This is a genomic window from Alysiella sp. (genome assembly GCF_030525755.1).
In the GTDB taxonomy this organism is placed as follows: domain Bacteria; phylum Pseudomonadota; class Gammaproteobacteria; order Burkholderiales; family Neisseriaceae; genus Simonsiella.
This window is the reverse complement of record NZ_JAUNEC010000053.1, coordinates 1-11,536: the sequence shown is the minus strand read 5'-3', so window position 1 is coordinate 11,536 and position 11,536 is coordinate 1. Positions and strand designations below refer to the sequence as shown.

Sequence of the window (11,536 nt, the reverse complement as noted above, 5' to 3'; positions counted from 1 at the left end):
TGGCACAGGCACAGGTACTGGCGGTTCTACGTATTTGCCAGGTTATTTGTATGAAGAACGTGATGGTGATGTGTCGGCGAACGACAGCAAAGAAAAGGCGGCTGCGGCGAATTTGCACATCAATGATTACAATCCGAGCGATGGTAAAAACAAATTGTTGGATACGGATGCAACCAACTCCGAAAAGCACCTGAATATGATTAACCAGAAAACCGCGATTGACCAAGGTTTGACGGGTAAGGGTGTGACGATTGGTGTCGCTGATGAGCCTTTTTACAACCGTCCTGAAATCAAGGATACTGTTGTTGAATACAATGTATATGACCAAGTTGCCAGCACCATGATTAAAACACCTTATGGTTCGTCTGCACCGAACGATAATCGTCGTGAGTTTGCAGAGCATGGTGCGAACACAACACAGACCGCTGCTGGTCGTGCTGTTGACGGTATGGGTCGTGGCGGTGTCGCGCCAGATGCCAAAGTGATGGGCGCGGGCTTGATGGACATGAATGGTAAGGATGCTCATGCTGCTTGGAGCGATATGTTGGATAAGGGTGTGCGCATCATTAACAACAGTTGGGGCAGGCACGCGAATACGAGTCGCATGATTGCCGATTACAATGTAGCTTATCGTGAGTATTCAGAAGCCGCCAATGCGGAGGAACGCAAAAAGACAGATATTGGTGCCGTTGTTGATGCGGTTGACCGTGGTGCGTTGTTGATTTTTAGTGCATCCAATCAAGCTGCTAAACTGCCAACGGATATGGCTTTGACTCCTTACGCTGTGCCTCGTACACAAAAAGGTGTGATTGCGGTTGCGGGTGTGGATGAAAATGGTGATATTGCATATCGTGGAGAGAATAGTGGTTCAAACCACTGTGGCATCGCGGCTCAATGGTGTATGGTTGCGCCTTATTTTGTCACGATGGCGCATAAAGGTGTGCCTTACTATGATTCCAATTGGACATGGCAAGACTCATACGACCACATGATTACCCATTCAGGCACATCTTTCTCTGCACCCCAAGTGGCGGGTGCGGCGGCTTTGGTGCAACAAAAGTACCCATGGATGAATAACGATAATTTGCGTACCACTTTGCTGACCACAGCACAAGATTTGGGCGCCAAAGGCGTGGACAGTGTGTATGGTTGGGGCTTGTTGAATGTGGGTAAAGCGGTTAATGGTCCTGCACAATTTGCCTTTGGCGATTTTGTGGCTGACACGCAAGGTACCGACAAAAACAGCTATGTGTTTGGCAACGACATCACAGGTGAGGGCGGTTTGATCAAACGTGGCGCATCTGAGTTGGTGTTGGCAGGCAACAACAGTTATACAGGTATTACCCGTGTTGAAAACGGTACCGTAACCGTGAACAACAAAATCACGGGCGGTGCAATTGTTGAAAAAGACGGCATGTTGGCTTTGAAAGCAAATGCCTCGGTTGGCAGGGGTGTAGTCAATCACGGTTGGTTGCATGTGGCATCTGATAACGCGGGTTATGATGCCGTCATGTCAATCAAAGGCAATTATATCCAAAAAGACACGGGCATTTTGTACAGCCGTTTGGGTAATTATTTGAGCATAAGCGGTTGGGCTGAATTGGCGGGTAAGTTGTATGTGGATGCCACAGGATCCTATGTACGTGCCAGCGGTACAGATGTGCAAGTGTTGGGCACACGCAGTGGTATTGAGGGCAATTTCACCAGCTTGCAAACAGCAGGCAATTTGAAATCCAGCCTGTCTGACCTCAAAAAACAAGGCAATGACTTGTACTTAACCGTCTATCGCAATGCGGGTTCCAGCGACGCTGATGCAAATACTGTCTTGCCCACATTCCGCGCAGCAGCCAAACGTGCAGCAACCAACGTGGAAAGCCTGATGGGTGAATTGGATACCTACACTGATGAGCAGTTGAAAAGCAGTGGCGTGGCATTGGCAACCTCCAAGTTGCAAAACGCCCCCTCTGCGGCAGTCGGCAGCACTTTGATTAACTTGGCAGCCACACCTTATGCCAATGGTGCGTCTGTGTATGCGATGGAGCAAGGCAAAAATGTGACTGCGGTTTCAGATGGCTTGAACAAGAGCCTGAAACAAGGTGAAGTTGCGGCTCTGGTAGAGTACACGCATTCCGATACCAACTGGAAAAATGATGGCGCAAATGGTGATTTGAAAGCCAATGGCGCGGTTATCGGTGGTCAATTTGGTTTGACCAATGACATCACTTTAACAGGTGCGTTTACCACAGGCAAAACCCAATGGGGTGAGAATGTGGGCGGTAGTGCCAATGCAAGCAACCACGGTGTGTTGTTGGGCGCGCGTTACAACCTGCCTTACAGCAGCTACCTGAAAGGCATTTTGGGTTACAACGACTACGATCTGACCGTAAACCGCTCTTTGGGTTTGGTTGGTGATGCTGTGAAAGGCAAGACCGAGGGTCAATTGTGGCAGGCTGCTTTGTTGGGTGGTAAAACTTGGGGTTTTGCTGACAACCATTGGTTGTTGAATGTAGAGGGTGGTTTGCGTTATGACTACCTGAAACAAAAAGCATTCCGCGAAACAGGCGATGCGAACTACGGTTGGGCGGGTGAAAAAGTCAGCAAAGGCACACCTGTTGGCATCTTGGCGGTGAAAACCTCATACCAAATCAATCCAATCGTGTCTGTGTTTGGCAAATTGGGTGTGGAACATGACTTGAAAGCACGCGACTACAGCGTGAACGGTCGGTTCTTGGGCGCAAGTGCTGCCAAAGGTCAAACAGGTTCGTGGGATTTACCACGCACTCGCGGTACTGCAGCAGCTGGTGTGGTGGCTAACTTTGGCAAAGGTTGGTCTGTAACAGGTCAATACCAATTTACAGGCAGCAGCCAATACAAAGACCATGCAGTTCGTGTTGGTTTGGGTTATAAGTTCTAATGGCGAAATTCTGCCGCGTTGTTCGCAAGGGTAACGCGGCAGAATCAGGCTGCCTGAAAGTGGGTTTATCCACATTCAACAGCATCACAAAAAAAGGTTAAAAATGAAAATTGTATTAAGCAGTATCGTGATGTTATTGGCTTTATCTGCATGCAACAATCATGCCATACCGCAAGAACGCCACAATTGTCCAGCATGGAGCAGAATGTGCCGCATCAATATGCAAACAGGTGAGATGCATTGTGTTAAACAAGGCAATAATTGTGAAGCAGTGCCAGATGAACCAGATGAAGTTGAAAAGCGTAAATGGGAAGAGCGCAAACGGTTGATGTTCAATCCAACCGATTCCTGATTTATTGCAGGCAGCCTGAATGAACAATTTGCATCTTGATTATTTGAAAATAGTCTGAATTATGTTTAAAACCATTCCTTTTGATTTTACCGAGTTAGTTGATGTATACCCAATTGAATACAAAAAAGAAAACGCAAACAAGACCCATCAATCAGGCAGAGTCATTGTATTGCGTGGCGTAATTATTGAAGCACATCGAGAACGAACCACTTCCGTTTATGGGGCGCAATTACACTCAATACTGGCATTTTAAGCAATGCCAAAGGCTCAATGGATATTGGCAGTTCCACTTCGCTTCATCAAGATTTGTTTGTTTTGGATGAAGACACGGGTAAAGAATATTTCTTTCAATTCAAAAATCATGATATTCATTTTAGAAAAGGAAATCAGATTACAATGGCTTGGCTGATTCTCGATGACAACCCCAATCTGTATGCTGATGACGTAAAAAATGTAAAAGATAAAAATACGATGAGTCACTTGAATTGGAAAAACTCAATGGCGACTTAATTTTTTTGAAAAATCAGGCAACTGAAAAAACTTTTTTTAGACAAGTGTTGGAATTTAAGCGTTTGCACACAAAAAGTGAGTCTACATTTCTCAAATGGAGTTTGCTTTTTTTCATTACTAGCATCATTTTAATGTTTTTTTATCACAAAGAATGGATGACATCACACAATCTCGTATGGCAGATAATGCGCAGTTTTTCATTTGGTGGATTTTTTTGTATTGCTTTTTATGTTTTAGCCTCGCCTTTTTATTATCCTATCAGCATTAAAAAAGCGCTTATGGTAATAATATTGGCAACTTTATTCTTTTTGCTTGACATCAATCGTTGGACTTCTTTCTTGCCCCATCATGGTTGGGCATATTTCTTAATGGCTGTGGCAATGCCTATTGGCGTTTATCTAAACTTAACATCTGTATTAGATGCCATTGTTCGTTTGAATACATTAGATACATATGAACAGGAACAAGCACAAAGCCATGAGAATGTGAAAAAAGCATCAGATATGTGGGAAGCCATCATGGAGGAAGTGAAATCCGCTTAATGTTGACAAGATGTTTGTCAATTAATCCCAAAGCAAACACCGCAAGCTGAAACCTTTGTGCAATCCCCAAACTCTTCTTCATTTTGTACTTGAACGCATGGAGAAAAGTTTCGGGCATGCTGCAAACGTTTCAGTTTGCCATTTTTTTGCCTGTTTTTATTTGATTTCTGCTGTTGCGGTTTGATAAGATATTTTTCAAGTGCAATCGCGTGTATGCAAAGTACATGCAAGATTGCATGAGGCTGCCAGTCATTGGCAATTGACAAACAACAGTTAAGGAGTTCAATCATGATACATGATGCCCCCATACTGATTACCATTAAGGAGGTTATGGCAATAACCCGACTGGGTAAAACAACAATCTACAAACTGCTGGATGCAAGCCATCCCAGTTATGATTCAAGTTTCCCACGTCAAGTTAAATTGAGTAACAAATCCTTATGGGATAGAGCTGAAATTCACGCTTGGATTGAATCCAAGAAAGCAGCTCGTTGTTGTAACCACAATGTGTGATATTTGTGGTTTGAAGTGATTTTTAAAGAGATAAGCGCCTTGTTCTTATCTGCCATTGGCTTCCATTTTATTTAATATTTATTTTTTTATGCCAATGGAAATCAATATGAATTTTTAAGCAGTTATCGTGGTTTGACGATAACTGCTTTACTTTTGCAACACATTTATCTTGTATGATAAAGTAATTCGGTGGTAATGTGTATGGTTAATGCAACAGTATTCCGTTGTACGAAATTGACCATTTCGGATTAAATTGATTCATGCTTTATTCGTACACCAAACGTACACAGGAAAAAATGAATGGTTTGGTTTTGTGATGTAAATACAAGCAAACCATTGATTTATTAAGAATATTGTGGTTATTTTAAACAACAGATTGGCGGATATAAAATCCGCCCTTACATCTGTTTAAAAATGGGTTTGCAAAGGTTGCAACCTATTCAGGTTGAAAACAGGCTGCCTGAAAAGTTCAAATGGCATCAAGCAATTTATTCAACAAATTGTCCATAAGCCATAATGCGGTCAAAACGGCGTGTGAGCAAATCATTCATCGGTAAGGACTGTGCTTCACGCAGCTGGTCTTCAATCACGGTTTTGAGTGTGTTGGTAATGGCGTAATGGTCTCGGTGTGCGCCACCCAAAGGCTCGTCTATCACGCGGTCAATCAAATTCAATTTCAGCAAACGGTCGGCAGTAATGCCCAAAGCAGCTGCTGCATCAGCTGCTTTTTCGGCTGTTTTCCACAAAATAGACGCGCAACCTTCAGGTGAAATCACCGAATAAGTCGCATATTGCAACATATTCACATAATCGCCAACAGCAATTGCCAATGCTCCACCTGAACCGCCTTCGCCAATAATCGTGCAAATCACAGGCGTTTTAAGTTTGGTTAATTCGTACAGATTTTTGCCAATTGCTTCTGATTGATTGCGTTCTTCCGCGCCAATGCCAGGGTATGCACCTGGTGTATCCACAAAAGTTAGTACAGGCAATTTGAACTTTTCCGCCATCTGCATCAAACGCAAAGCCTTACGATAACCTTCGGGACGAGGCATACCAAAATTGCGGCGGATTTTCTCTTTGGTGTCGCGCCCTTTTTGGTGTCCAATCACTACCACGCTTTGCCCATTAAATCGCGCCAAGCCGCCCACAATTGCATCGTCATCAGCAAAATGGCGGTCGCCGTGCAATTCTTGAAAATCGGTACACAGCGCGTCAATGTAATCCAAGGTGTAGGGGCGTTGAGGGTGGCGTGATACTTGCGAAATTTGCGCGGGCGTGAGTTTGGCAAAAATGTTTTTGCTTAAATCACGACTTTTCTTTTGCAAACGTTTGATTTCTTCTGATAAATCAACGGCAGAATCACTTTGTACCAAACGCAATTCTTCAATTTTGTTGTTGAGTTCAGCAATCGGTTGTTCAAAATCAAGATAAACGGGTTTCATAGAATGGACTCACGCTGTGATGAAGCCGCAGATTGTACCGCGCTTCTTTAAAAAATGGGTTATTTGCTCTATATTTTCTTTTGTTTATTTTTCATATAGTTAGAAAAATAGTGTGGAAATCTAATTCCATTTTCTGTGTCATGATACGCGATTAAAGCGATTTTTGCACGTTTTTAGGCTGCCTGAAACCGCGTTTCATGTTTAAAATAATGTTTTCAGGCAGCCTGAAAGCATGAGTGAGATGAAATTGATGAACAACAATAAACCAATAGGTGTATTTGATTCGGGTGTGGGTGGCTTAACAGTAGTACGCGCTTTAATGGAACGCTTGCCCCATGAAAACATCGTGTATTTTGGTGATACGGCACGCGTGCCTTATGGGGTTAAATCGCGCAACACGATTGAAGAATTTACGGCGCAAATTGTGGACTTTTTGTTACAAAATGAAGTGAAAGCTTTGGTTATTGCCTGTAATACGATTGCGGCGGTGGCGGGGCAGCGTGTACGTCAAATGGCGGGCAATATGCCTGTTGTGGACGTGATTGCGGCTGGCGCACAAGCGGCATTGCACACCACGAAAAACCGCAATATTGGCGTGATTGCTACCAATACCACCGTAAATAGCAATGCTTATGCACGTGCCATTGGTGCGATGACACCCGAAGCGCGTATTTTGTCGCAAGCCAGCCCTTTGCTGGTGCCTTTGGTCGAGGAGGGCTGGATAGAACATGAGGTAACGCGCTTGACGGTGCGTGAATATTTGAAGCCATTATTGGCGGAAAACATTGATACTTTGGTTTTGGGTTGTACCCATTTTCCTTTACTTAAACCTTTGATTAAAAATGAAGCACCGCATATTGAATTGGTGGATTCTTCTACAACTACGGCTGAAGCAGTGGCACAGGCTTTAATGGCTGCCAATTTATTGAATACTTCGCAAACTGCACCCGATTACCGTTTTTATGTTTCCGATATTCCTTTGCGTTTTCAAAGTATAGGCGAACGCTTTTTGGGACGCAGTTTGGCACAAATTGAAATGATGCGCTTGGGTTAAATACCCAATAAAGTCGATTATTTCAGGCAGTCTTATTGGTTTGTGATGACGATTGAGTGCGAACAATTTGTCGGATAATCAATCTATTGGGAGACAGAGCCTGTCGCAGTTTTTCTGAAAATGGCATGGCTGTACCGCAAATTTGTGCGGCAATTTCTGCCGCACAAATGGGAGCGGTTGCCAAACCCCGACTACCGTGCGCGGTATTGGTGTAGGCATTGGGCAAATAAGGGCAGGTTGTATTGAGGCGATAATTTTTGTCTAATGCCAGTTTGGCATACACTTGATGCATGACGGCAACATCGCCTAAAGCACCCACAACAGGCAAATGGTCATGGCTGTCGCAGCGTACGGCGGCATGTCCTTTCAGACTGTCTGAAAAAGGTTGAGATAAAAGGTTTTGTGCCAAAATTGAATTGAGTGTTTGTAGTGCTTGGCGGTTACTCATTTCATCTGCTTCGCGCCATTGGCTGTTGTTGTCGTTGTTGATGAATGTTGCGCCGTAGCAATGTACATTATCCCATGCAGGCGAAATGTAGCTGCTGCCTGAAAGCGCGATTTTAAGTTGTTGGGAAAATAAATTGGCCGCAATAAGTGAAGTTTGTCCGCGTATCATTTGAAAGGGAAAATCGCAGATGATTGGGGTTGCTGGATTGTTCGAACCCGTACAAAATACAATATGGCTGCCTGAAAATTGGCGTTGGTCGGTGGTGATGACTTGCCATTGATGTTCGGTAAATTCAGCTTGTGTTAATTTTGCGTGGGTGTGAAGTGAAATATTGGGGTGGTTCAATAATTGGGTAATCAAAGCAGTGGGATTAAGCCATGCACCCTGCGGCCAAAATAAACCATCTTGTTTCACATCGATTCCCGCTAGTTGCGTGGCTTGTTGAGCATTAAGATAATGATACAAATGACAGTGCCATGTTTGCTTTGCTAAATCACGATTGCGTTGGGTTTCGCTGGTATTGTGATTAAGATGCAATACGCCACAAGTTTGCCATGTTTTTTGTTCAGGTTGTAAGTATTCTAATAAACGGTGTGTGTAGCCATAGCCAAGTAGTAATAATTCAGTTTGCGCGGTGGCGTGGGGTGAAATTTTGGCATACAACAAACCTTGTCGATTACCCGAAGCAGCTTGTGCAGGTGCAGAATTGGCTTCTAAAACACACACTTTTGCACCGCGTTTTGCCAATTCATACGCTGTTGCAGCACCTGCAATGCCTGCACCGACAATCAAAACCTGTGGTATTTTATCTTTTAAATTGTTTTCAGGCAGCCTGAACCACGCTTTGATTGGTTCAGGCTGTTTTTGTGGGATTATGGTATTTTGCCATTGAATAGGCTGCCTGAAATGTTCGTGTAAACACATCATGCGGCTTTCAGGCAGCAACCACAGTTCACAATTTGGTAAAAAGTCCGCAATCACATTGGCTGTCTGAAATTGCACACACTTTAACGCACGCTGCCAAGCCATTACCAATTCAGGAAACAGAACGGTTTGGGCAGCAGAAAATTCAGGCAAATGTTTTTCAGGCAGCATCATCAAGAGGATTTTGTCTTCATCATGATGCTGAACAAAATCACTTAATTCGGCAAACGAGGGGATTTGCGACCATGCGTAAACGGGTTTAGCTGTCATAATGGGCTGTCTGAAAATTGCAAAAGCAAATTGTACCGCAGGCTGTTATAATTCGCTTTCTGTTTTCTATTCAAAAGGCTGCCTGAAATGCTGCTCGCATTGTCTTTACGCGATTTCGTGATTGTTGAACAACTGCATCTGAATTTTCAAAGTGGTTTCACCGTTTTAACGGGCGAAACAGGTGCGGGTAAATCCATTACGCTGGATGCATTGTCTCTGCTTTTGGGGGACAAAGCCGACTACGGTCAAGTTCGCAACGGTGCAAAAGAAGCACAATTGTCTGCTTTGTTTGATATTAGTGAGCTGACTGATTTGCAACAGCAACTGCGTGAACAAGGTTTATTGGCAGATGATGCGGATGAATTGTCCATTCGCCGCATCATTGATGCCAAAGGCAAAAGCCGCAGTTTCATCAATAATCAAGCTGCAACTTTGGCGCAACTGAAAAACATTGGTTCACAACTGATTGACATTCATGGTCAGAATGCCCATCACTCGCTTAATCAAGAAGCAGCACAACGCCATTTGCTTGATGCGTTTTCAGGCAGCTTGTCATTGGCAGCGCAAACTCAATCAGCTTATCAAAACTGGCAACAAGCCAAACAGGCTTTATTGGATGCGCAAAATGAAAGCGAAAACCTTGCCATAGAAAGAGAACGTTTGGAGTGGCAATTCAATGAGTTAGATGAATTGGGTGTGAGTGAAGGCGAGTGGGAGAACCTAAACCAAAGTCATGATATGCTTGCCAACGCTGCTGAATTGCTGCAAGCTGCCGAAGAAACGCGTGAATACATTGATGGCGATGAGGGCATACACACTTTATTGCACCGTTGCCAACGCACTTTATCTAAATTGGCAGAAATTGAACCGCGTTTTGCTGAAAGTTTGGCACTCTTGGACAGCATAGAAGCCGAGTTAAGCGAAGTTGCCGCCAATATGGGACACCTTATTCGCCGAGTGGAAATCAACCCAAATGAATTGATGGCACAAGAAGAGCGCATGAGCGACATCATGTCTATGGCACGCAAATACCGCACCGACCCAGAAAGGCTGCCTGAAAAAACCGCCGAAATTCAGGCAGCATTATTGGCATTGGAAGCGGCTGCCGATATTGAAGCTTTGCAAAAAGCCGCAAACGAAGCCGAAGCCTATTATCAGCAATTGGCACAGAAACTGTCGGTAATGCGTCATCAAGCAGCACAAAAACTGTCCGCCGAAACCAGCGCACACATGCAAGAATTGGCGATGAAAGGTGCGAAATTTCACATTGAACTTTTGCCCAGTACACCATCTGCACATGGTTTGGAACAAGTACAATACCAAGTCGCCGCCAACAAAGGCAGTCAACTTCGTCCATTGAATAAAGTGGCATCGGGTGGCGAATTGGCAAGGATTAGCTTGTCTTTACAAGTGGTTACCAGTCAATACACCCAAGTCCCTACCTTGATTTTTGATGAAGTGGACACGGGTATTGGTGGCGGCGTTGCCGAAACGGTTGGGCGTGCTTTGCGAACTTTGGGTGGTAAACACCAAGTTTTGGCGGTAACACATTTACCTCAAGTTGCGGCTTGTGGCGAACATCATTGGCAAGTTGCCAAACACAGCGAAGGCGAACAAACAGTCAGTGAAATTAAAGTATTGGGCGAGATAAGTCGCATCAAAGAAATCGCGCGTATGCTCGGTGGCGAGAAAATCACGGATACCACACTTAATCATGCCGCAGAAATGTTGACAATGGCAGCCGAAAATGCAACACAGGCTGCCTGAAAACCCAAGTGTATGACGTTTCAGGCAGCCTGATTGATGGAAAAATAACGAACTATAAAATTAATTTACCTAATTTAACATTGGGCTTTAAGGCATACTGGAGCAAACATCATGATAAAAATTAAACCCACTATTTGGGTAATTGGTATGGCAACAATGTGTTTTTTGAATACCACTGTTCAAGCGGAAACCTTCAATCAGCATTCCAGCAAACAACAGCTGATTAAAGCCTTGGAGGGTAAATGGATGGGGTGTTTGAATTTCGGCGAAGTGCCGAATAATCACCCACAAAAAGCACAAGTTGCGTCCTTGGGACAACTGCTTCAATTAATGGGCATGAATTTAAATGAAATGTCCATGTCATTGAATATAAAAATCAAACAAAATGGTCAAAAAGAAAATACCATAGAATCTTATGGTAACAACGAAATGGCGATTTACACCAGCAAACATTGTAAAGGTGAAGTTCTCCATCGTGATATGCAAGCTCAACTTGTGGCTGGCATGACTTTAATGGAACATCAAGTGCAGGAACAAGAAGAAGCAGGTTTAGGCAAAAATTATGTGAATATTAGCATTGATCATATGCATGAATTGGGCAAAAAACGCGGCTTTATCAAATTGAGTGCCGATGGTAAAGCGATGGCAATTACCGATGAAACAGGCGTGATTGGCTCGGTTTTCACAAAACAATAAACCATTTAATACAATAAACCATATTTAGGCGGGGTCTTATCCCGCCTTGATTTTTTTATCTCGCTATAATTATGCCTTCCCCAGATTTGTTCCCCCAATTT

At 43.8% G+C, this 11,536-nt stretch carries 12 protein-coding genes; 9 read left to right on the top strand and 3 right to left on the bottom strand.

Annotated elements, in window-relative coordinates:
* From Q4B82_RS08315 to Q4B82_RS08295, 5 genes are all read left to right on the top strand, one after another.
* Positions 1-2,914: S8 family serine peptidase (locus tag Q4B82_RS08315; RefSeq protein WP_303065985.1), on the top strand; the 2,914-nt coding region annotated here is incomplete at its 5' end.
* Positions 2,915-3,017: 103 nt separating this feature from the next.
* On the top strand, positions 3,018-3,266 hold the full coding sequence (locus tag Q4B82_RS08310) for a hypothetical protein (RefSeq protein WP_303065984.1): 249 nt from the start codon (positions 3,018-3,020) through the stop codon (positions 3,264-3,266).
* A 61-nt stretch (positions 3,267-3,327) separates the two neighbouring features.
* Positions 3,328-3,519: a hypothetical protein gene (locus Q4B82_RS08305; RefSeq protein WP_303065983.1), complete on the top strand. Its 192-nt coding sequence runs from the start codon at positions 3,328-3,330 to the stop codon at positions 3,517-3,519.
* 17 nt (positions 3,520-3,536) lie between these two features.
* Entirely contained in the window at positions 3,537-3,776 is a 240-nt protein-coding gene (locus tag Q4B82_RS08300) for a hypothetical protein (protein WP_303065982.1), read from the top strand.
* The gene (locus tag Q4B82_RS08295) at positions 3,752-4,318 is read left to right on the top strand and encodes a hypothetical protein (RefSeq protein ID WP_303065981.1); all 567 of its coding nucleotides are present in this window, start codon (positions 3,752-3,754) and stop codon (positions 4,316-4,318) included. The genes Q4B82_RS08300 and Q4B82_RS08295 overlap by 25 nt, the downstream gene beginning before the upstream one ends.
* Positions 4,319-4,335: 17 nt before the next feature.
* Here the strand turns inward: Q4B82_RS08295 and Q4B82_RS08290 are convergent, their stop codons facing one another.
* Positions 4,336-4,608, bottom strand: a complete 273-nt coding sequence (locus Q4B82_RS08290) for a hypothetical protein (RefSeq protein WP_303065980.1) — start codon at positions 4,606-4,608, stop codon at positions 4,336-4,338.
* Between Q4B82_RS08290 and Q4B82_RS08285 the strand changes: the two genes are divergently transcribed.
* Positions 4,607-4,831 (top strand): AlpA family transcriptional regulator, encoded by a 225-nt coding sequence (locus tag Q4B82_RS08285; protein WP_303065979.1) that lies wholly within the window; start codon positions 4,607-4,609, stop codon positions 4,829-4,831. The two genes, Q4B82_RS08290 and Q4B82_RS08285, sit on opposite strands and share 2 nt — an antisense overlap.
* A 488-nt stretch (positions 4,832-5,319) precedes the next feature.
* Here the strand turns inward: Q4B82_RS08285 and Q4B82_RS08280 are convergent, their stop codons facing one another.
* Positions 5,320-6,276 (bottom strand): acetyl-CoA carboxylase carboxyltransferase subunit alpha, encoded by a 957-nt coding sequence (locus Q4B82_RS08280; protein ID WP_303065978.1) that lies wholly within the window; start codon positions 6,274-6,276, stop codon positions 5,320-5,322.
* 250 nt (positions 6,277-6,526) lie between these two features.
* Between Q4B82_RS08280 and murI the strand changes: the two genes are divergently transcribed.
* A complete protein-coding gene (gene murI / locus Q4B82_RS08275; protein ID WP_303065986.1) occupies positions 6,527-7,330 on the top strand; it encodes a glutamate racemase in 804 nt (267 codons plus the stop codon).
* Positions 7,331-7,352: 22 nt separating this feature from the next.
* Here murI and mnmC read toward each other — a convergent pair whose 3' ends face one another.
* Positions 7,353-8,972 carry an FAD-dependent 5-carboxymethylaminomethyl-2-thiouridine(34) oxidoreductase MnmC gene (gene mnmC, locus Q4B82_RS08270; protein WP_303065977.1) on the bottom strand — a complete coding sequence of 540 codons (1,620 nt, stop codon included), beginning with the start codon at positions 8,970-8,972 and terminating at the stop codon, positions 7,353-7,355.
* A gap of 87 nt (positions 8,973-9,059) precedes the next feature.
* Between mnmC and recN the strand changes: the two genes are divergently transcribed.
* Together recN and Q4B82_RS08260 are read left to right on the top strand one after the other, a co-directional pair.
* A complete protein-coding gene (gene recN, locus Q4B82_RS08265) occupies positions 9,060-10,739 on the top strand; it encodes a DNA repair protein RecN (RefSeq protein WP_303065976.1) in 1,680 nt (559 codons plus the stop codon).
* Between the two features lie 111 nt (positions 10,740-10,850).
* Positions 10,851-11,435: a hypothetical protein gene (locus Q4B82_RS08260; RefSeq protein ID WP_303065975.1), complete on the top strand. Its 585-nt coding sequence runs from the start codon at positions 10,851-10,853 to the stop codon at positions 11,433-11,435.
* Positions 11,436-11,536 lie beyond the last annotated feature (101 nt).